The sequence below is a fragment of the Micromonospora sp. 15K316 genome (genome assembly GCF_004348525.1).
In the GTDB taxonomy this organism is placed as follows: domain Bacteria; phylum Actinomycetota; class Actinomycetes; order Mycobacteriales; family Micromonosporaceae; genus Micromonospora.
In genome coordinates, this window is record NZ_SMKG01000100.1 from 1 (window position 1) to 21,354 (window position 21,354).

The window sequence follows — 21,354 nt, forward strand, 5'->3', positions numbered from 1 at the left end:
GTTCTATCGGGGCCGGCAGCTCGCCTTCGGCGTGGAGGAGCTGGTCGGCTGGTTCGAGCTGTGGCGCCGGGGGCGCGCCGGGCGAGCCACACCGAGCGCCGCGCTGGTGGAGCAGGCCGACAGTGGTGAGCCGGCCCAGCAGCTCGTCGTGTCGGGGCTGACCGCCGCGTCCTTCGCCTGGTCGCACCAGCTGCCCGAGCTGCAACGCCTCACCCGGGCCGAGCTGGGGCTGACCGCCTTTCCGGGTTCCCCCGCCACTCAGTGGCCGCGCGCCTCGATGTACTGGGCGGTGTTCCGGGGCAGCCGGGACCCTGAGACGGCGATCGACGTGATCAACTTTCTGACCAACGACGTCGCGGCCGGTGCCGTCCTCGGGCACGAGCGCGGCCTCACCCCGAACCAGGCCGTCCGGCGGGCCGTCGAGGGCAGCATCGTCGATCCGGGGCAGCGGCGCGCCGCGGCCCTCGGCGATCTCCTGGGCGCGACGCCCGGCTCCGCCCCGGCCCCACCGCCGCGAGGGCACGCCCGGGTCCGCAGCCTGCTGGTCGCGGCGGCCGAGAGCGTCCGCTCCGGCGACAGCGGTGCCCGGGCGGCCGCGACCCGCTTCCTGGCCCAGGCCGACGCCGCCCTGACCAGCTGACCGGGCGACGGGGCCGCACCGGCGCCACCCTGACGTGTCAGCGCCGCCGCGCCGCCACCGATCAGCGCCGCGGGCCGCGACGGTTGCGGGTCATCCGCAGCAGCAGGAGGACGATCACCACGACGACCGCGAGGCAGCAGAGCGCGCCGAGGAAACCGAAACCGATGCCGCCCCGCGAACGTCGCCGCGCGGCCTCCACCACCAGCTCGCCCGTGCCGGTCGACGCCCACGCTGCCACCGGTACGAAGACCGAGAGCACGACCGCGCCGAGGACCGCGCCGAGACGGCTCCACCACTTACCGAAAGAAGACATGCTGACATCCTCGCCGAAGGTCGCAACCAGGGCAGCGTCAGCGTCCAGAAGATCCCGGCCGGGAGGCTGCCCGCCGGCCCGACCGCCGGTCGAGCGGGCCGGACCTCGACCACGGTCAGCGGCAGGAGAGGCGGTCGAGGTCGTCCTCGTCGGCGCGAGTCATCTCGAACGTCACCGGCGGCGAGTCGGACCCGATGGTCGTGCCGTCGGCGCCGAGCGTGGTCAACGAGGTCCGGATCCGCACCAGGTCGCCGTCCCACTCGCCGTGGAGCTCGTTCAGGTGCGGCCCCGGGCCCTCGGCCTCGGGTCGGGTGTGCAGCGAGAAGCGCGTCCCGCGGTAGTTGCGGGCATCTCCCCACAGCTCGTACGTCTCGGCGTCGCCCGCGGTGCAGACCTTGGCGACCCCCACCATGCCGGGGCAGTCGCCACAGCGGTCGGTCGCGCTCGGCGGGTCGTCGTCGAGGCGTAGCACGATCCGCCGGTCGTCGGCCGGGCCGTACGGCACCGTGCCCTGCCAGTGACCGGTCAGAGCGGGCCGGCCCGGCAGGGAGAGAGCCCACGGATTAGCGGCCCAGTGCAGGCCGTAGACGGCGCCGACACCGACGACGATCAGCGCGGTGAAGAGGACGAAGAAGCGCAGTTTGTTGGGCTTGCGACGCCCCTGCGGTCGGACTGCCATCCGGATCTCCTTCAGGTTGCCCACACCGTACGCGCGCCGGCCCGCGTCCGCCGTCCCGCAGGCGGCCCCCGGGTATGAAAGAACCCGGCCCCCTGTCGGGAACCGGGTTCTTCTTTCTCGTAGCGGGGACAGGATTTGAACCTGCGACCTCTGGGTTATGAGCCCAGCGAGCTACCGAGCTGCTCCACCCCGCGTCGGTGAAGACAACTCTACCCCATCCTCCGCAGGCACGTTCGGTGGGCCCGGGATTCGCTCAGGGCGCCCCGGGCAGACCGGCTTTCACCTGCGGAAACGCGCCTCAGCGGTCGCACTCCAGCGCGGCCAGGTCGACCGCGTCCGCCATCGCCTGCATGCCCTTGTCGTTCGGGTGCAGGTGATCCCCGGCGTCGAGGAAGGGCAACATCCGCTGCGGGTCGTACGGACTGCGGGTGATCCGGTCGAAGTCGACGACCGCGTCGAACTCGCCGCCGTGCCGGATCCAGTCGTTGACCGTCCGGCGCACCGCCTCGGCGGCGTCGTCGTACTCGTACCAGCCCTTGAACGGCATGACCGTCGCACCGACGACGCACCTGCCCGCCGCGTGCACCCGGTCGACGATCTCCCGGTAGCCGGCGATCAGGTCGTCGGCCGTGACACCGGTGTGCGCCTTGATGTCGTTGATCCCCTCCAGGAGGAACACCGTCTCGACTCCCGGGTGCGCGAGCACGTCCCGGTCCAACCGGCGCAGGGCGGCCTCACCGGCGCCGTCCGCGAGCACCTTGTTGCCCGAGATGCCCTCGTTGGCCACGCCCCGCACCGGGCTGTCCGCCGCCTGGAGCCGCCGGGCGAGGTAGTCGGGCCAGCGGCGGTTCTCGTCCTGGGTGGAGGCCCAGCCGTCGGTGATGGAGTCGCCGAGCAGCGCCACGGCACCGACCTCGGCGGAGGTCTCCACGGTGACCGCGTCCAGCCAGTACCAGGAGCTGATCCGGTCGGTCCAGTTGGTCGCCGCCTCCTCCGCCGCGTGGTCGCCCGCCGCCGCGTACGACGTCTGCATCGCCATGCCGTGGCCGGTGGTCGGCCCCTGGACACCCGTCACGTACAGGCTGACGACCAGGTCGGCCCCGGCGGCCAGCTGCCCGGGCAGCGGATCGCTGTACACGGTCGAGCCGGCCGGCACGACGACGGAGGCGTGCCCGCCGAACGTCAGCCGACGGTTGCTGCCCCGCACCAGCTCCGCGCCCTGCCGTCGCAGCCCGACGTAGGCGCTGGTGAAGGTCACCGGGTGCTCGCCGAAGGCGTTGGTCAGCCGGATGCGCGGCTTCGAGCCGCCGACGCTGGTGCGTACCACCAGCCGGTAGCTGCGGTCGGCGGGCCCGGCGCCCTGCCGGTCGGCGCTGGCGCCCCAGGTGATCACGGAGTGCCGATCCGTCCGGGCCGCCGCCGGGCCGCCCGGCGCGACGGTCGGCGCCGGCGGCGGGTCGGCCGGAGCCGACGGCCGGGCCTGCACCGCCGTCGCGGTCGCCAGGGGTACGCAGACCGCCGCGACCGCCGCGACGACGGCCGACCAACGGCGGTGGCGGGCGACCCGCCCGACGTGGTGGTTCTCCCGCGACCTCACCGGAAGCTCCGCAGCGTGACCGACTCCCCCGGGCGGAGCGTGACCTGCCGTGACCGGCCGCCGGCGACCACAGTGGTGGAGCGGCCGCCGACGCTTGTCACCGTCGCCCGGGTGACCGCGCCGTCCGTCCAGGCCAGGTCGACGACGAAGCCGCCGCGTACGCCCACTCCGGAGACCGAACCGGAGGGCGCCCAGGCGGCGGGCAGCGCGGGCAGCAGCTCGACGTGGCCCGGCCGCGAGTAGACCAGCATCTCCACCATGGCGGCGGGGGTGCCGAGGTTCGCGTCGATCTGGAAGATGCCGCGTCCCGGGTTCGTCTCGTAGATGTCGAAGAGGTTCATCGCGGTGCCGTTGCTGCCGTTCCTCGACGGCTTCAGGTTGGTGACCAGCAGCTGGTACGCCTTCTCCGCGTCCTTCAGCCGCGCCCAGCACAGGCTCCGCCACGCGTTGGCCCAGCCGTAGCTGTTCATGCCACGCGCGGTGAGCAGGGCGGTCGCTCCGGCGACGATCTCCGGGGGCGTCGAGTCGTCGGGGCGGATCCGGTCGCCGGGAAAGAGGCCGACGAGCGGGGAGAGGTGCCGGTGGGTGGTCTCACCGAGGTTCTCCGGGGACATCCACTCCTGGAGCCACCCCGTGGTCGGGCTGACCTCGGGCAGGTACAGACGCCGGCGCAGACCGTCGACCGTCTCGCCGTGGCCGGTGTCCCGGCCGAGCACCCGGGTCGCCGTGCGGTAGTTCTCGAAGAGGTTCCAGACCAGCTCCTGGGCGTAGGTGTTACCCCTGGTGTCCTGCGGGCCGTGCTCGGGCGACCAGTCGCTGTCGGCGACCAGCACCTCACGGGCGACCCCGGCCGCGTCGGTGACGGTCGTGGTGACGAGACGGGTCTCCCAGAACTCCACGGCGCCCTTGAGCAGGGGGTAGATCTTCGCCAGGTAGGCACGGTCCTGGACGTACTCGTAGTGCTCGAAGAGGTTCTGGCAGAGCCAGGCGTTCCCGGCGGGGTGCCACCACCAGCCGCTGCCGCCGTAGGGGTTTGTGGAGAAGGCCACCGCCCAACCGGCGACCCGGCCGCTGGAGTTGCGGAACCGGTTGGTCGGGGTGTTGAAGAGCCGCCGGGTGACGTCCGTCCAGGCGGGAAGTTGCGCGACGCAGTAGTCGGCGAGGGCGTCGAAGCACTCGGAGAGCCCGGCACGGTCGGCCAACCAGTAGCTCATCTGGATGTTGACGTCAGTGTGGTAGTCGCCCATCCAGTCCGGGTCGTTGCCGTCCAGCCACGGGCCCTGCAGGCCCATCGGCAGGCTGCCCCGCGACCCGGAGATCGTCAGGTAGCGGCCGAACTGGAGGTATGCGGCCTCCAGCTCGGGGTCGGGGACGCCGTCCCGCCAGCGCGCCTCCAGCCGGCCCCAGGTGTCCAGCTCGCGCTGCGCCGCCGACGACGTACCGAGGTGGAGGTCGAAGCGCGCGAAGAGCGGGCGGACGTCGGCGACGTGGGTGTACAGCAGGTCGCGGAGGGACTCCCGGGCCGCGGCCAGCACCTTCGTCCGGGCGAGGCGCTCCGGGTCGAGCGTGGGGTCGCGGAACCCGGTGGCGGCCTCCGGGGCGTAGTTCGTGCCGCCGCTGAAGACGACGGTGAGGTCCCGGCAGTTCGTGAAGGAGATCGAGGTGCCGTCGCGCGCGACCGTTCCGCTGCTGCTGTACGCGGTGACGGCGGCGCCGTACCGCAACCCGTTGGCGAAGGAGGCGCCGAACGAGGCGTACCGGCCGTCGGCGCCGGTGACCTCGCCGTGGGTGCCGGCCAGCGAGACGGTGCCCGTGTAGCTGCCGCGCCCCTCCCGGCTGAAATGGAGCACGATGACGTCGTCCGGGCGGCTGGCGAAGATCTGCCGGCGGTAGGTGACCCCGTCGATCTCGTACGTGGCGCTGATCAGGCCCTGGGCCAGATCGAGCGTCCGGCGGTAGTCGTCGACGACGCCGAGGTCGTGCCCGGGGATGTCGACGGTGAGCGTCCCCAGCAGCGTCAGCGAGCCGAAGTCGTCCCGCCCGTAGGGGAACTGCCCGTCACTCTGGAGCTTGTCGTTGAGGCCCCCGGTCCAGAGGGTGGCGTCGCTGATCGTCAGGAGTTCACGGGCGGGGTCGTTGCTCGCGAGCGCCCCGAGACGCCCGTTCCCGATCGGCAACCCCTGCTCGATCATCGAGTTGGCGGAGCCGGGCGCCCGCCACCAGAGCTGGTTGCGCGCCGCGTCGCCCGGGGATAACAGCGGGGATTCGGTCGGACGCCGGGGCGCCGCCGAGGCGGCGAACGCCGGTACGCCACCGAGGGCGGTGGCCAGGCCGGAGGCGGCGGCGAGGGCGAGGAAGCCGCGGCGGTTCGGCCGGAGGTCGCGCGATTGGGTGTTCCGGGGGTCCATGTCTCTGCTCCAACGGGCTGGTCGGCGGATGGCGGCGCGGGCCGGGACGGCGACAGGTGTCACGGCCGAAGGGAGAGCGGGGCCCGGCCGGCGACGACCGGACCCCGCGCGCCGCGTCAGGGGGTCTGCGGTACGTCGATGCGGTCGATGTCCGGCGCGTACCAGTCCGCGCTGTCGAAGGTGACCGTGTTGGCGCCCGCCCGCAGGGCCAGTTGGACGCTGACGGTCTCGACAGTGCCCCAGTCACCGGTGGAGGGGAAGGTGAGGCTGGTGCCGTTGCCGTCGTTGGAGTGGACGGTCACCGAACGGCGGTCGCCGCTGACGTACGCCACGTTTATCGTGTAGATCCCCGCCTTCCGCACGGTGACGCCGTTGATCTGCACCTTGCCGCCGAGGTAGAGGTTGCCGACCTTCTGGCCGCCCGAGCAGGCGGCGCACCCGGCCACGGAGGCGTTGCCGCTCAGGGTGTTGGTGGTGGCCTCGGCCTCGTAGCTCGTGGTGACCAGTTCGGCGCCGCCGGGGCGGAGGGTGAAGAGCCGCGAGCCGTGTGCCGGCAAGGTCGCGGTGATCTTGTCCTGGTACCTGCCGAGGTCCTTCCGGTTCCACAGGTCGCGTACGGCGGCCTTGCCGGTGAACCCGAGGGAGGCCCAGTGGGCGGTGACGGCCGCCGGCGCGTCGGCGAGATTGAACAGGGCGACCGTCCAGCTGCCGTCCGGGTTCCGCGTACCCCAGACCTGCTGGTCCCCGGCGGGCGTGACCGGGCGGGCCGGCGGGCCGCCGTTCTGGTCGACGGCGATGACCTCGCGGTTGGTCAGCAGCGAGAGCCCGTACTCGTCGAGGCGGGTGAGGTCGTCGCCGGTGTAGAGCGGCGACTTGGAGATCGCCCACAAGGTCATGTACGTCTGCCGCTCGGCGTTGGTGAGGCCGTCCATGGCGCCGTTGCCGACGTTGAGCGAGTCGAGGTCGTTCCAGCCGCCGGGGCCGCCCCAGCGACTCCAGGCCGGCGCGTCGTCGAACCGGTCGTCGACTGAGTTCTCCCAGGTGACCAGGGTGTTGCAGTAGCACTCGACGTCCGTGTCGATCCGCCAGCCGTTGGAGTAGCGCTTCCAGTCAGCGGCGTGGCCGATGTCGAGCGACCAGGAGAGCTCGAGGTGGATCGGGCGGCCGGTGGCGGCGATGGCGCGCTGCCAGGCGGCCACGTCGGCGACGTTGTCGTAGTTGTCGCCGGACTTGAAGGAGCCCGGGCCGACGCCGTCGAGCTTGAGGAAGTCGTACCCCCAGTCGGCGAACATCTGCGCCTGCGAGTCGATGTACTTCTGGGCGCAGGCGTCCTCGAAGTTCAGCTTGTACGCGCTGTCCCAGCCGTTGGTGGTGCGCAGGTCCGGGTAGACGATGTCGGCGGTGGTGCAGCCCGGCGCGTTCCAGATCGGCGCCGCGCCGTCCGCGTACGCCTCCTTCTCCAGGCCGACGGGCAGGTAGATGCCGGCCTTCAGCCCCTTGGCCCGAAGGTCGTCGGCGACCGCCTTCATGCCGCGCGGGAAGCGCGCCGGCTCGGGGGCCTGCCGGGCGTACTCGTCGAACCTCGGCTTCCACGCGAAGTCGCGCCACCAGCCGGCGTCGATGTTCACGTACTCGTAGCCGTACGGCTTCAGCTTGCGCGCCAGCGCGTCCGCCTGCTTGAGCACGTTCGCCTCGGTCAGGTAGCTGTAGTCGCCGTCCGGGTTCAGGCCCGGGTATTTCGAGGACTGCATGCTCCAGCTCGTCCACCCCATGTAGGGGCGGGCCGCGACGCCGTCGTCGGCCGAGGTGACCACCGCCCCGCTCGGCGCGGTGGCCGTCGAGGCGGGGCCGGCCTGCGCCGGGACGGCTCCCGCGCCGAGCGTCCCGGCCAGCGCCGCGGCCACGACGGCCACGCCTGCGCGGCGCCGGGAACCTCTGCTGGTTCTCATCATCAACCTCCTGGTGGCGGATGTGCCGGCGCCGGCGTGACCGGCCGGAGCCGGGCCGGCGCCGCGGGGTCAGGGAAGGACGAGCGACTGGATGCTCACCGCGGCCGCCCCACGAGCCCACTCCTCGAAGGGCAGCGGACGGATCGTGACGGGACAGCGCGCGGCCGCGCCGAAGGCCTGGCGTTCGAAGCTCGTCCGGATCGGCGTGTCGAAGAGGTCATAGGCGGCCAACCCTTCACCGGAGACGACGATCCGGGTCGGGCCCACGAGGTTCGCCACGGCCGCGATGCCGCAGCCGATCGCGTCGCCGGCTCGCGTGAACACCGCGCGGAGCTCCTCGTGGCCGCCGCGCGCCAGGGCCACCGCCTCGTCGAGGGTGAGGTCCGGCTGGCCGGTTCGGTGCCGCGCCTGCGCCACGATGGCGTCCGTGCCGGCGATCGACTCCACGCAGCCGCGCCCGCCGCAGTGGCAGTCGGGGCCGGTCGCGTCGACGACGAGGTGCCCGATCTCGCCGGCCACCCCGTACGCGCCGGAGACCAGTCGCCCGTTGACCACCAGCCCGCAGCCGATGCCGGTGCCGACGGTGACGAGGGCGAACGACTCGGCCCCCACCCCTTCACCGAACCAGTGCTCGGCGGCGGTCAGCGCCTTCACGTCGTTCTCGACGGTGACGGCGAGGCCGGTGAGCCGGGCCACGCGCTCGCCCAGCGGCACGTCCCGCCAGTGCAGGAACGGCGAGTAGCGGACCAGGCCGGTGGTGTGGTCCACGTCGCCGGAGAGGGAGAGCCCGAGTCGACGGATGCGGGCGCGGTGCTCGGGCAGCGTGTCGAGCAGCCCGTCGACCAGCCGGCCGACCTCGGCGAGCACCGCCTCGACGTCGGAATCGGCAGCTCGCCCTGCCGTAGCCGAAGGGGTGGCGGGCGTTCGCCGGTCGGGCGCCCTGAGCCGGCGGCGGGCGGTGGCCCGCACCCGGGCGCAGAGGTCGCAGACCACCCCGATCAGCTCGTCGGCGGTGATCTTCACGCCGACGAAGAACTCGCGCTCGGCCCGGACGGCAAGTGGGCTGGCCGGGCGTCCGGCGCCGGGACCGCTGCGCTCCGTGGCGGCGAGCTCGTGCAGGTAGCCCAGTTCGATGAGCGGGCGGGCCGCCTTGGTCACCGCGGCCGAGGAGAGCCCGAGCCGGCGGGCGAGGCCGACCCGGCTCACCGGGCCCTCGGTCAGCACCGTGGTGAAGACCGCCGTCGCCGCCGGCGCTGCGAGAAGCGAACCCGTTTCGCTGGCCGGAGACATGACCGAAAGCCTAGGCAAATATTTAACTTCTTCAAGTATTGAATCTGGCGAGCGGCCGTCCTACAGTCGCCGCACCTGTCGACACCCGAGAACCGCGGCCGGCCGACACGCCGGGCGTCTCCACAAGCGGGACCGGGACGGTCCGGTGCCGGTGCCGCACCGGAAGCCGGAGGGCGGATGGCGGATGGCGGAGAGCGGAGGGCGGAAGCCGGAGGGCGGCACCGGAATGATCAGAACCGTGGTCGCGCCCGGCGCGCCACTGTCGCCCGAACGGGTTCGAGCCCGCCCCCGGATAGGGGGCGGGCTCGAACCGGTGTTCTCTCGTAGCGGGGACAGGATTTGAACCTGCGACCTCTGGGTTATGAGCCCAGCGAGCTACCGAGCTGCTCCACCCCGCGTCGGCTCGACAACCGTAGCGCACCGTCCCCCTGTGGAGCAAAACGACACCGGTCGGCTGCCGGGCCGGCACCGGAGCACCGGCCCGGCAGCCCCGCTCAGTCCAGCCAGTTCGAGATGGCCTGTTCCGCGCGGCGGCTGTAGTCGTCCACCTGCCTCCGGTCGCTGGACGTGCCCTCCCAGCCCATCTCCCAGAGCACCGTGACCACGTCGCCGATCCGGATCACCCGGATCAGGCGCAGGACCTCGCCCTCCGCCGGCTCGCCCGCCTCCCAGGCCGGCTCACGCACCTCGATGAGCAGCGCCTCGTCACCGAAGTCGCCGCCGGGGAGCAGCCGGTGCCTGTCGAACCGCCCCTGGGCGGCTTCCTGTTCCGGGCACTCCCGCACCGCCTGGCGCACGTCGTCCATCCAGTCATCCGCCCGCCCGGGTCGGTGGATGGTGATGGAGTTCCGGTAGATGCCGTACGGCACCGTCCCCTCCGGCTGGTTAGGGGTGAGGTGATAGGTGAGCACCCGGCTCCGGGTCTGCACCACCCGGCCGTCGAGGTCCGCCCCGCAGAATTCCGGCAGAACGTCGTCCCCCTGCCGGAAAGCCGGTGGTGCCGCCGTGGTCGACGCGGGAGGGGTGAAGAAGGCCCGGTCCGGGATCGAGGTCGGCGTACGGGGAGCCGGCGAAGTGTTGCTCGTCGAGGGCGTACCGCCGCGCGGAGCCGTCGCCGACGCCGAGCCGGCCGGTGACGGGGTGGTCCGCGACGGCGAGGGGCTGACCGGTGACGGCGAGGGAGTCGGCGCGGTCACCGTCGGGGCCGGCGGGCCGGCCGGCGGCCCCACCGGGCCCTGATCGGCGGCGAGGACCAGCCGGGTGCCGGTGGCCGTGCCGGCGACCAGCAGCGCCACCACCAACACTCCCCCGGCGGCCCGCGCCCGGGCCCGTCGGTCGGCTCGCCGACGCAGCTCCCCCGGTCCGTCGAGCGGGTGGCCGTCGGCATCCGCGGCGAGCGATCGGTAGAAGTCGGACAGATCACGCGACATCGTTGGCCTCCAGTTCCTCGGCGGCGCCGTCGGGCAGCAGCGCGGCCAGGCGCGCCCGCCCCCGGGACAACCAGGACTTCACGGTGCCCACCGGCACCTGCGTCTCCCGGGCGATCTCCTCCACCGACATGTCGACGAGGTAGTGCAGAGCGAGCGCTTGCCGCTGAGCGGCCGGCAGTTGCCGCAGCGCGCCGAGCAGCAGGACGCCGTCCTCACTGGGCGGCGGCACCACCTCCGGCGGGCCGCTGCGGATGAGCGCCGACCGCCAGCCGTTGAGCCGTCGCCAGCGGTCGGTGGCGAGCCGGGCGACGACCAGCCGCAGCCACGCCTCCGGCGCCGGATGCGCCGACATCTGCCCCCACTGCCGCCAGGCCCGGGCGTACGCCTCCTGCACCAGGTCCTGCGCTTCGACGTAGTCCCCGGCGACCGCGTAGCCGTACCGGAGCATCCGCCGCGACGTGCTCCGGTAGAAGTCGTCGAAACTGCCCGCGTCCCTCATCTCGCCACCACGCTCCCCACGGTCATCGCCCGTATGCAGACAGGACGGACGAGCGGTGCGGACGGTTGCAACCGGTGACGAGTCGGAGAGACGACACAGCCCCCGGACACCGGGACCGGAGTCGGTCCACAGGCCGGGGGCTGAACTGCCGTCCCGCCGAGGTCAGCCGCCCGAGGGGGCGCCTCCGCTCGGCGGCGGGCTGCTACCGCCGGGCGACGGCGTTCCGCTCGGCGTCGGGCTGGCCGGCGTACCGGCGGTCGGGGTGGCCTGCGACTGGGCCGCCTCGAAGGCCTTCATCGCGTCGTCGAGCGTCTTGAGCGCCCGCCCGTACCGCTCGAAGTCGCCGGACGACTGGGCCGCGCGCACCTCGACGATCGCCGCCTGCACCCGGTCCGCCGCGGCGGCCAGTTCGCCGGTCAGCGGCGGCGCGTCGGGCCCGGTGGGCGGTGGCGCGGGCGGGTTGTCACCGGTGGGCGGTGGCGGCGCGTTCTCCGCGGCCCGCTTGCCCTGTTCGACGAGCTGCTTGATGCCGTCGGAGAGGTTGTTCGCCAGCGCCACGAAGGAGCTTCCGTCGCCGTAGGAGACGAGCACCCGCTGCAACTGCGGGAACGCGTCCTGGTTGTTGCTCTTCACATAAACCGGCTCGACGTAGAGCATGCCGTTGCCGAACGGCAGGGAGAGCAGGTTGCCGTAGAGCACCTGGGCCTGACCCGAGGCGGCGAGCAGGTTGAGCTGCTGCCGGATGTCCCCGTTGTTGGTCATCTGCTGGTGCACCTGCACCGGGCCGGAGATCCGGGTCTGATCCGGCAGCTCCAGCACCTCCAGCTGCGGTTCCCCGTCGACGTACGACCCGGAGATCAACGCGGCCAGGTTCTGCCGCCCGTTCGGGGTGACCGCCGAGGTGAGCTGGAACCGCGGCCCCTCCTGCCCGGGGAACTGGGTGAAGAGGTAGTACGGCGGCTGCGTCTGGCCGCTGTCCGGGGCGTCCGGCACGTTCGGCACCTGCCAGAAGTCCTGTGCCGAGTAGAAGTCACCCGGGTTGGTGACGTGGAACTTGGTGAGCAGGTTGCGCTGCACCTTGAACAGGTCGGCCGGGTAGCGGAAGTGCTCGGCCAACTCGACCGGGATGTCCTTCTTCGGCAGCACCAGGTCGCCGCCGAACGCCTTGTTCCAGGCCTTGAGCACCGGGTCGTTCTCGTCGAACTCGTAGAGCCGGACCGTGCCGTCGTACGCGTCGACAGTCGCCTTGACCGAGTTGCGGATGTAGTTGACGTTCTCCCGGGCCAGCTGGAAGGTGCCCCGGCCGGTCAGCTCGTCGGTGGTCTCCTCGCGCAGGTTGACCCGCTGCGCGTACGGGTAGCTCGCCGACGTGGTGTAGCCGTCGACGATCCACTGGACCCGGCCGTCGACGACCGCCGGGTAGGGGTCGCCGTCGAGCGTCAGGAACGGAGCGACCTTCTCCACCCGGTCCCGCGGGTTACGGACGTAGAGCAGTTTCGAGTCGTCGTTGACGGCCCCAGAGAGCAGGAAGTTCGACTCCTGCTCCTTGATCGCGTAGAGCAGCCGCCGGGTGAACGAGCCGATCTCCACGCCGCCGGTGCCCGTGTAGGTGTAGAACTCGCCGCCGCCCTCGCCGACCGGCCGGTCGAACTCGGCCTTCTTGTTCGGGTCGGTCTGGCCGACGATCGCGTAGTCGTCCTCGCCCATCCGCTCGCCGTAGTAGATCCGGGGCTGGTCGGCCGGGATCTGCTCGGTCTGCGAGGCGCACCCCTGCCCGGCCTTGTCGCCGAGGAAGCCGGAGACGAAGAACGGCTGCCCGCTGCACACCTGGTTGGCCGGCGCGGCCACCAGTCCGTAACCGTGCGTGTACACGGTGTGCCGGTTGATCCAGGTGTTCTGCTGATCGGTCAGCTCGCCGTAGTTGATCTCACGTACGCCGACCACGTAGTCGGAGGTCTTGCCGTTGACCCCGTACCGGTCGATGTCCAGCTTCGGGCCGAAGTCGTAGAACCCGCGCACCTGCTGGAGCTGCGTGTACGTCTCGCTGACCAGCTGCGGGTCGAGCAGCCGGATGTTCGGCACCACCGAGGTGTCGGTGGCCAGGCTGGCCGGCGGGGTGAGGTTGTTCGCCGCGTACGCCGTGGTCTTGGTGTCCCCGAGGTCGAACGCGGTCCGGGTCGCCTGGATGCTGCGCTCGATGTACGGCGCCTCCTTCTCCTTGGCGCTCGGCTTCACCTCGAACGTCTGCACGGCCCACGGGTAGATGCCGCCGATGGCGACCGCGGAGACGCCGAGCAGGGCGAGCGAGATGCCCGGCCAGACCAGGTTCCGCATCCAGGCGTTGGAGAAGATGATGATCGCGATGGCCACCACGATCGAGATGTACGCGAGGATCTCCTTCGCCGGCAGCAGCGCGTTGACGTCGGCGTAGCCGGCGCCGTAGAGCTTGGCGCCCTCGTTGTACTCCAGCAGCATCACCCGCCGGTCCAGCACGTACGCGATCGCCTTCAGCGCGACGAAGACGGCGACCAGCGTGCTCAGATGCGCCCGGGCGGCGGTGGTCATCCGGTCGCCGACGCCCTGCAAGCGGACGCCGCCGAAGACGTAGTGCATGGCGAGCGCGCCGACCACGGACAGCACCACCGCGGTGAAGCCGATGCCGAGCAGGTAGCGCCAGAACGGCAGCTGGAACACGTAGAACCCGACATCGACACCGAACTCCGGGTCCTTGACGCCGAAGTCGCCGCCGTTGCGGAAGAGGAGCCACTGGTTCCACCGGCCCTGCCCGGAGAGGCCGGCGAAGAGACCGACGACCGCGGAGACGATCGTGATCCAGGTGCCGAGCCGCGGCGTGAGCGCCATCCGGTAGCGCTCCAGCGTCGCCTGCTCCACGGAGTGCGGGCGCAGCCGCGGACGCAGCCGGTAGGCCAGCCAGAGGTTGCCGCCGATCACCAGCGCCATGGCGAGCCCGATCACCAGGAAGAGCAGCAGCCGGGTGACGAGCACGCCGCTGAAGACCTCGGTGTAGTCGACCTCGTCGAACCACAACCAGTCGGTCCAGGCGCGCACGCCCCAACCGAGCAGGGTGAAGAGCGCGAACACCCCGACCAGGACGGCGATCGTGACGCGCCCCCGCCGACTCATCCTCGGCAGAGGGCTGCTGCTTCGCATGACCACTGTTGGCTCCGCACGCTCGATTGATCGGCTCCGACCAGGCACCCAGAGTACGGGGTGTTCCTGAATACGGCGTCCCAAGGTCGCGCCGTGTGGTCCCGGGGCGTCGGCGGAGGACCGGGAGATCGTGCGGGGCCGAGCCGGGCGGCGTCGCGCGACCGGCGCCGGCGGCTCAGCAGCGGGTCGGCTGGCCCCCGGCCCGCAACGTCTCGAGCGCGCTGAGCGCCTCGTCCAGCGACCCGACCCGGATCAGCGGCAGGTCGGGCTGCGGGTTACGGACCGCCTCGGCGCAGTTGTCGGCCGGCACCAGGAAGACCTTGGCCCCGGCGTGCTTCGCGCCCACCAGCTTCTGAGCGATCCCGCCGATCGGGCCGACCTTCCCCTCGTCGTCGATGGTGCCGGTGCCCGCCACCACCATGCCGCCGGTCAGGTCGGCGGGGGTCAGCTTGTCGACGATGCCGAGCGCGAACATCAGGCCGGCGCTCGGCCCGCCGATGTCCTCCAGGTCGATGCTGAGGCTGAACGGGTGCGGCTGCTTCTGCTCGACCTCGACCCCGATCCGCGGGTTGCCGTCCTGCTCACGGCTGGTGATCCGTGCGGTGGCCGGCGCGCCGTCGCGGATGTAACCGACGGTCAGCGCGCTGCCCGCCGGCTTGGCGCGGATCAGCTCGGTGAGCCGGGCGGCGACCGGCACCGGCTGGCCGTCGACCGAGGTCAGCACGTCGCCGGGCTGGAGGAGCCCCACCGACGGGCCCCCGGCGGTCACCGCCTTCACCACCACCTGCACCGGGAAGCCCAGCTCCCGCAGCGCGGCGGTCTCGGCGCTGGTCTGCGACGCCGCGAAGTCCTCGGCGTTGCGCTGCTCGACCTGCTGCTGCGACTCCCCCGGCGGGTAGATCAGCTCCCGGGGCACCACCGCCTCGTCCTTCGAGAACCATCCGGCGATGGCGGACCGGAGCTTGACCGAGGGCTGGACGCCGACCGTGGTGAGCCGCAGCTGCCCGGCCGAGGTGGAGGTCGCCCGGCCGGAGACCTGGATGACGTCCTTGCCGTTCTCCGCGCCCAGTGTGTTGACGGTCGGGCCGGGACCGAGCACCACGTAGGGGATCGGCGCGCCGAGCACCCCGATGCTGAGCAGGGCGGTGAACAGGGCACCGAGCAGGACGGTCAGGCCGCGACGTCTCATGCGGCAGAGCGTACCGACCGCCGTTGTCCGCCCGCCGCAGCGCGGAGGACTTCGCCCTAAGCGCAACGCCAGCGGCGCTACCTGGGGGCACGGCGCGCGTACCGTAGACGTCGTGCCTGATATTCCGTTCGGTTTCGCGCTACCGGGTGGGCAACCACCAGACCCCAACGACCCCGCGCAGATGCAGCAGTTCATGTCGCAGCTGCAGCAGCTCTTCTCCGCGTCGGGCAGCGGGCCGGTCAACTGGGACCTCGCCCGGCAGGTGGCCGCCAGCCAGCTCGCCGCCGCCGGCGATCCGGCGGTCTCGCCGTACGAGCGAAACGCCGTGGAGGAGGCGCTGCGTCTGGCCGACCTCTGGCTCGAGCCCGCCTCGGCTCTGCCGTCCGGCATCCAGACCTCGGTGGCCTGGAACCGCAACGAGTGGATCTACAAGACCCTGGACGTGTGGCGGAAGCTGTGCGACCCGGTGGCCAGCCGGATGGTCGGCGCGATGGGTGACCTGGTGCCGCCGGAGGCCCGCGCCCAGCTCGGCCCGATGCAGTCGATGGTCGCCACCCTCGGCGGCGCGCTCTTCGGGGGCCAGCTGGGTCAGGCGCTCGGCTCGCTCGCCGCCGAGGTGCTCTCCGCGGGCGACATCGGGCTGCCGCTCGGCCCGGCCGGCACGGCCGCGCTCATCCCCGCCAACATCAAGGCGTACGGCGAGGGCCTGGAGCTGCCGGAGGACGAGGTCCGCCTCTACGTGGCCCTGCGCGAGGCCGCCCACCAGCGGCTCTTCCAGCACGTCCCGTGGTTGCGCGGGCACGTGCTCAACGCCGTCGAGACGTACGCCGCGGGCATCCGGGTCAACCGGGAGGCGATCGAGGAGGCGATGGGTCGGGTCGACCCGACCGACCCGGAGTCGATGCAGGCGATCGCCCTGGAGGGCATCTTCACCCCGGAGGACAGCCCGGCGCAGAAGGCGTCCCTGGCCCGCCTGGAGACCGCGTTGGCACTGGTCGAGGGCTGGGTCTGCCACGTGGTGGACAGCGCGGCCGGGAGCCGGTTGCCGAACGTCGTACGCCTCGCGGAGGCGTTCCGCCGTCGCCGCGCGGCCGGCGGGCCCGCCGAGCAGACCTTCGCCGCGCTGGTCGGCCTGGAGCTGCGTCCGCGCCGGCTGCGTGAGGCGGCCGCGCTCTGGGCGGCGCTCACCGAGCACCGCGGCATCGCCGGGCGGGATGCCCTCTGGGGCCACCCCGACCTGCTCCCCTCCGAGGACGACTTCGCCGACCCGGTGGCGTTCGCGATGGCCGACTTCGACGTCATCGGCGAGCTGGAGAACTTCGACTTCACCGCTCCGGGCGGGCCGCACGAGGAGACGCCCGGCGAGTCGGAGCAGCGCGGCGACGAGGGCGACGACGACAAGCGTCCCTGACCTCGCCCTACCGGGCCGACCTGATCGGCCCGGGCGCCGCAGCCGACCGGCGGTAGCGCCGGCCGCGGTTGCGTGCCCGGGTCGGGGGTCAGGCGCCCGCGCCCGAGAGCAGCGCCCGGGTGGCCTCCCAGCCCTCCAGGGCCGGGTCGAGCGTGGCCAGGTCGGCCGGGCCGCGTAGCCGGCGCCACGCCGGCGTCACCGCGAGATCGCCGGGACGCGGTGCGGCGGCGCGCAGCTCCGCCGGCCTCGCGCGGTCCAGGTCCAGCGGCGGGAGCCACGAGGGTACGGGCAGCCGCACGGCGACACCGAGCAGCCCCGGGCCGGCGCCCTCGGCCGGCGCCACCGCGGCGGGGCGGCTGGTCAGCGGGCGGAGCAACTTGCCGATGGTGAGCGCGGGCAGGTCCGGGGCGTCGGCCACGAGCACGGCGGCCTGGTCGTACCCGGAGAGCGCCGCGAACACGGCGTTCGGCGTCGGCTCGGGCACCTCGTGGACGGCCATATCGGGCCAGGTGACCGCGTCGGCCAGCCATCGGTCGGCCGGGGTGACCGCCACCGCGGTCTCGACCTCGGTCAGCGTGGCGAGCAGGTCGACGGTGTCCTCGGCGAGCGCGGTGCGCCAATGGGCCGGGTCGACCCCGGGGGGCGTCCAGGGCACCGGACCGAGCAACGCGACGACGACCCGCAGCATCCTCCGACCCTAGACCCGGGCCCGGGTGAGCGGGCGGTCCGGGTCAGTCGGTGAGGGCGGGGACGGCGACGGCCGCGGCGATGCCCTCCAGGTAGCCCCGGGCCCGCTCCGACTTGGGGTAGCGGGCGACCAACGCCCAGAACGCGGCGTTGTGGCTCGGCACGATCAGGTGCGCGAGCTCGTGCAACAGCACGTAGTCGATCACCCAGTCCGGCATCTCCTGCACGCGGTGCGAGATGCGGATCGTCCGGTCGGCGGGGGTGCAGGAGCCCCAGCGGCCGTTCTGGTTGGTCACCCACCGGACGCTGGCCGGGACGGCCTGCGCGCCGTAGTCGGAGAGGTAGGCGTCGAGCAGCCGGGTGGCCCGGGTGAGCAGCTCGGCGTCGGACCGGGCCAGTCGCCCCTCGCGGGCGGCGAGCCGGGCGAGCATGCGGTCGACCCACTCGCTCTCCTCGGCCCGGGAGAACTGGTCGGGAATCAGGACGACGACCCGCTCACCGTCGCGGTACGCGGACACCGTACGTCGTCGGCGCTGGCTGCGCCGTACCTCGACGACCGGCTTGCGCGCCCCTGCCATCACAGACCCGCGCAGCCTCGATTTGCTGCCACGAGGGAAAGCTACTGCCTAGTGACCAGGGGTACGCAAGGGTCAACCCTCCGACACGCGCCCGGAAGATGGTGATTGGTCGCCAGGAGTCCTGAAAAATTTCTTGCCGGGGTGTCGAAAGACACTTGGTCACCCACCGTGGTGGCCCGCTATACCCGTCACCTGGGCAGGCCCGCCGCCGTCCCCACGGTAAGTGATCAACCAGCGCCCGCGGCGCGCGGGGGTGCCCCGAAGGGGCGTCTGTGCGGGTTCGGTCGGCGTGTCCCCGCCAAACTGACTTATCCGACCTAATTCGCCGTGCACACTCTCGTGGTCGGCTTCCTCACAGTGTCGACGCGCAGCTGACATGGAACCGCCCAGACCTGGGTAGGGTCCGCGGACCAGCGGCCACGCGGGTGGCCGTGGGAGTTAGACCCAGCGCCGGCGCCGCTCACGGCCCGCCGCCGGGAACCCCGCCGGAACCGGTATCGGCCGGCGGACGAGACGAGGAGGGCACCGTGGCCGACCAGGCCCAGACGTACAACGGTTACTGCGTCAAGTGCAAGGAGAAGCGGGACTTCGAGGGGCACATCGAGGTCTCGAAGACCGGGATGAACATGGCCAAGGGCAAGTGTCCGGTGTGCGGCACAACAGTGAACCGCATCCTGGGCAAGGCGAAGGTCTGACCCGATCGGCGACGGGCGAGGGGTGGCTCCGAGGGGCCACCCCTCGCCCGCGCTGAACGGCAGGAGGTAACCGGCGGCGGCCGTGTCGGGTGGCCGACAACGCTCCCGGATGCCTGTGGATAACTCGGAAACTCCTGTGGACAGCCCTGGACAGGGCACCCCACACCTGTGGACAACGATCGACGTAACGCATGGACGCGGTCACGATTCGTTGCCATGACCCGTGCCGTACACCCCCGTCCCACCCTGCTTCCCGGCCTCACCCGGCTCTGGCGTGACCGGCACACGCTCCAGCTCGGCGTCGGACCGGAGCACGCCGTCCTGCTCGAGATCGCCGACCCGCGCGCCGCCCGCCTGCTGGACCTGCTCGACGGCACGCGCAGCGAACGCGGTGTGCTGACGCACCCGCACGCCACCGAGGTCGGCGCCGAGCCGGCGCGTACCCTCCTCGACACCCTGCGCGCCGCCGGACTGCTCGTACCGGGGCACACCCTGCTGCCGCGCGACCTGGCGGGACCGACCCGGGCCCGGCTCGGCGCGGAGGCCGGCGCGCTCGCGCTCACCGCCGCCCGGCTACCCGCCACGCCGGCCCAGCTGCTCCGGCGCCGGCTGACCGCCCGCGTGCTGGTGACCGGCGCCGGCCGGCTCGGCGCGGCGGTGGCCGTGGCGCTCGCCCAGGCCGGCGTCGGCCAGGTCACCGCGGAACTCGCCGGTCCGGTGCGCCCCGCCGACCTGGCCGGCACCGGCATCCCCGCCGCGGAGCTCGGACGTCCGCTCGCCGCCGCCGTGCGGGAGGCGATCGCCCGCACCGCCCCCGGCGCCGCCGGCGCGGCCGGTCGCCGCGGCCGGGTCGACCTGGTGGTCCAACTCGGCACCGATCGCCCCGCCGCGCTGCTCGCCGCCGGGTACGCCCAGCGCCGCCAGCCGCACCTGCTGATCACGCTCCGGGAGGGCGTACCGGTCATCGGGCCGATGGTGCGACCCCCGGTCGGCCCCTGCCTGAACTGCGTCGATCTGCACCGCACCGACCGAGATCCGGACTGGCCGCGGCTCGCCGCCCAACTCGCCGGCGAGGAGCCGCTACCCGCAGGCGCGACGGCGACCCTGCTCGCCGCGGCCGGGTTCGCCACCGCGGAGGCGCTGGCCCAGCTCGACGGAGGCACGCCCGAGACGGTGGGTGGCGCGGTCGAGGTCGCCGCTCCCGGCCGGCTCCGGCGCCGCGACTGGCCGCCCCACCCCTCTTGCCGGTGCTCGCGCAGAGGCCGCTGACCACCCGCCAACTGCCCCCTGACGACCCGTGTCCGACCTGTCGTCCGGAACGAACGGCGGGTGCAGAAGGCGCTCAGCAGCCGCGCACCCGCCGAGTCGGTAACAATGACCGGGTGACCGACATCCCGCGCCGGGCCGTGTCCCGGACCGCCAAGCTCGCCGCACTGCCGCTCGGCTTCGCCGGGCGGACCGTCCTCGGCATGGGAAAGCGCGTCACCGGCCTCGCCTCCGACGTGATCTCCGCAGAGATCCAGCAGCGCACCGCCGAGCAGCTCTTCAGCGTCCTGGGCCAGCTCAAGGGCGGTGCGATGAAGTTCGGGCAGGCGCTCTCCGTCTTCGAGGCGGCACTGCCGGAGGAGATCGCCGCCCCCTACCGGCAGGCGCTGACCAAGCTCCAGGAGGCGGCGCCGCCGCTCCCCGTCGCCAGCGTGCACAAGGTGCTGACCGAGCAGCTCGGCCCGGACTGGCGGGACCGCTTCGTCGAGTTCAACGACACCCCGGCCGCGGCGGCCAGCATCGGGCAGGTGCACCGCGCGATCTGGCGGGACCCCGGGTACGGCCCCTCGGGCGAGCCGAAGCACCGCGACGTGGCCGTCAAGATCCAGTACCCGGGCGCCGGTGACGCGCTGCTCGCCGACCTCAAGCAGCTCTCCCGGCTCGGCGGGATGTTCCGGGCGATCCAGCCCGGGCTCGACGTCAAGCCACTCCTGGTCGAGCTGCGGGAGCGGATCACCGAGGAGCTCGACTACGAGCTCGAGGCCGAGTCGCAGCGCGCCTTCGCGGCCGCGTACGCCGACGACCCGGACATCTTCATTCCCGCCGTGGTCTCGGCCGCACCGCGGGTGCTCGTCACCGAGTGGGTCGAGGGCACGCCGCTCTCCGAGATCATCCGGGAGGGCACCGAGGAGCAGCGGGACGAGGCGGGTCGGCTGATGGCCGAACTGCACCTCTCCGCGCCGATGCGGGCCGGGCTGCTGCACGCCGACCCGCACCCGGGCAACTTCCGGCTCCTGCCCGACGGCCGCCTCGGCGTGATCGACTTCGGCGCGGTGGCCCGGATGCCGGACGGCACCCCGGAGCCGATCGGCCGCCTCGCCAGCCTGGCGCTGCGGGGCGAGGCGGACGCCGTCGTGGCGGGCCTGCGGTCGGAGGGTTTCGTCAGCGGCACCGAGGAGATCGACGCGCAGGCGGTGCTCGAATACCTGCAGCCGATGCTGGAGCCGGTGGCCGCCGAGGAGTTCCGGTTCACCCGAGCCTGGCTGCGGGGCGAGGCCGCCCGGTTGGCCAGCCCCCGCTCCCCCGCCTACCAGCTGGGGCGTCAGCTCAACCTGCCCCCGTCGTACCTGCTCATCCACCGGGTGACCCTCGGCTCGATCGGGGTGCTCTGCCAGCTGGAGGCCAAGGCGCCGTACCGCCGCATCCTCGAACGCTGGCTGCCCGGCTTCGCGCCGGTCGGCTGAGCCGCCGCCCCGGGCACCGCGCAGTCGCCGCGCCGGCCGGGTGCCTCCGCGCTCCGGGTCGGCCGGCGGCGGACCACGACGGCCAGTTG

General features: G+C 72.7%; 16 protein-coding genes, 2 tRNA genes and 1 pseudogene. 5 read left to right on the top strand and 14 right to left on the bottom strand.

All coding sequences use genetic code 11. From position 1 onward, the window contains the following. Positions 1-640: pseudogene (locus E1211_RS19165) on the top strand (ABC transporter substrate-binding protein); the annotation flags it as partial. 61 nt (positions 641-701) lie between these two features. Here the strand turns inward: E1211_RS19165 and E1211_RS19170 are convergent. The 12 genes from E1211_RS19170 to E1211_RS19225 form a co-directional block, all read right to left on the bottom strand. After that, entirely contained in the window at positions 702-953 is a 252-nt protein-coding gene (locus E1211_RS19170; protein WP_132350379.1) for a hypothetical protein, read from the bottom strand. A 115-nt stretch (positions 954-1,068) separates the two neighbouring features. Continuing rightward, positions 1,069-1,632: a hypothetical protein gene (locus E1211_RS19175; protein ID WP_132350380.1), complete on the bottom strand. Its 564-nt coding sequence runs from the start codon at positions 1,630-1,632 to the stop codon at positions 1,069-1,071. A 120-nt stretch (positions 1,633-1,752) separates the two neighbouring features. After that, positions 1,753-1,826: transfer RNA gene (locus E1211_RS19180), tRNA-Met, on the bottom strand. A gap of 104 nt (positions 1,827-1,930) precedes the next feature. After that, on the bottom strand, positions 1,931-3,229 hold the full coding sequence (locus E1211_RS19185; protein WP_207915429.1) for an SGNH/GDSL hydrolase family protein: 1,299 nt from the start codon (positions 3,227-3,229) through the stop codon (positions 1,931-1,933). Next, positions 3,226-5,637: a glycoside hydrolase N-terminal domain-containing protein gene (locus E1211_RS19190; protein ID WP_132350381.1), complete on the bottom strand. Its 2,412-nt coding sequence runs from the start codon at positions 5,635-5,637 to the stop codon at positions 3,226-3,228. The genes E1211_RS19185 and E1211_RS19190 overlap by 4 nt, the downstream gene beginning before the upstream one ends. A gap of 116 nt (positions 5,638-5,753) precedes the next feature. After that, positions 5,754-7,586, bottom strand: coding sequence for a hypothetical protein (locus tag E1211_RS19195; RefSeq protein WP_207915430.1), 1,833 nt, complete (start codon positions 7,584-7,586; stop codon positions 5,754-5,756). 69 nt (positions 7,587-7,655) lie between these two features. Then, entirely contained in the window at positions 7,656-8,876 is a 1,221-nt protein-coding gene (locus E1211_RS19200) for an ROK family protein (protein ID WP_132350383.1), read from the bottom strand. 324 nt (positions 8,877-9,200) lie between these two features. After that, a tRNA-Met gene (locus E1211_RS19205) sits at positions 9,201-9,274 on the bottom strand. Between the two features lie 96 nt (positions 9,275-9,370). After that, positions 9,371-10,306 carry a hypothetical protein gene (locus tag E1211_RS19210; protein ID WP_132350384.1) on the bottom strand — a complete coding sequence of 312 codons (936 nt, stop codon included), beginning with the start codon at positions 10,304-10,306 and terminating at the stop codon, positions 9,371-9,373. Then, on the bottom strand, positions 10,296-10,805 hold the full coding sequence (locus E1211_RS19215; protein ID WP_132350385.1) for a SigE family RNA polymerase sigma factor: 510 nt from the start codon (positions 10,803-10,805) through the stop codon (positions 10,296-10,298). Before E1211_RS19215 ends, E1211_RS19210 begins: the two co-directional genes overlap by 11 nt. 162 nt (positions 10,806-10,967) lie before the next feature. Next, on the bottom strand, positions 10,968-13,976 hold the full coding sequence (locus tag E1211_RS19220) for a UPF0182 family protein (protein WP_132350386.1): 3,009 nt from the start codon (positions 13,974-13,976) through the stop codon (positions 10,968-10,970). A 175-nt stretch (positions 13,977-14,151) separates the two neighbouring features. After that, positions 14,152-15,165, bottom strand: a complete 1,014-nt coding sequence (locus E1211_RS19225) for a PDZ domain-containing protein (RefSeq protein ID WP_132350387.1) — start codon at positions 15,163-15,165, stop codon at positions 14,152-14,154. Between the two features lie 112 nt (positions 15,166-15,277). Here E1211_RS19225 and E1211_RS19230 point away from each other — a divergent pair, with 112 nt between their 5' ends. Continuing rightward, the gene (locus tag E1211_RS19230; protein ID WP_165947292.1) at positions 15,278-16,576 is read left to right on the top strand and encodes a zinc-dependent metalloprotease; all 1,299 of its coding nucleotides are present in this window, start codon (positions 15,278-15,280) and stop codon (positions 16,574-16,576) included. Between the two features lie 88 nt (positions 16,577-16,664). Here E1211_RS19230 and E1211_RS19235 read toward each other — a convergent pair whose 3' ends face one another. Further along, a complete protein-coding gene (locus tag E1211_RS19235) occupies positions 16,665-17,264 on the bottom strand; it encodes a hypothetical protein (RefSeq protein WP_132350388.1) in 600 nt (199 codons plus the stop codon). A gap of 43 nt (positions 17,265-17,307) precedes the next feature. Then, entirely contained in the window at positions 17,308-17,841 is a 534-nt protein-coding gene (locus E1211_RS19240) for a M48 family metallopeptidase (protein WP_132350389.1), read from the bottom strand. 527 nt (positions 17,842-18,368) lie between these two features. Here E1211_RS19240 and E1211_RS32600 point away from each other — a divergent pair. The 3 genes from E1211_RS32600 (at position 18,369) to E1211_RS19250 (ending at position 21,265) form a co-directional block, all read left to right on the top strand. Next, entirely contained in the window at positions 18,369-18,536 is a 168-nt protein-coding gene (locus E1211_RS32600; protein WP_007072829.1) for a DUF5679 domain-containing protein, read from the top strand. A 216-nt stretch (positions 18,537-18,752) separates the two neighbouring features. Next, positions 18,753-19,805: a ThiF family adenylyltransferase gene (locus E1211_RS19245; RefSeq protein ID WP_132350390.1), complete on the top strand. Its 1,053-nt coding sequence runs from the start codon at positions 18,753-18,755 to the stop codon at positions 19,803-19,805. 113 nt (positions 19,806-19,918) lie between these two features. After that, positions 19,919-21,265 carry an AarF/ABC1/UbiB kinase family protein gene (locus E1211_RS19250; RefSeq protein ID WP_132350391.1) on the top strand — a complete coding sequence of 449 codons (1,347 nt, stop codon included), beginning with the start codon at positions 19,919-19,921 and terminating at the stop codon, positions 21,263-21,265. Positions 21,266-21,354: the final 89 nt, after the last annotated feature.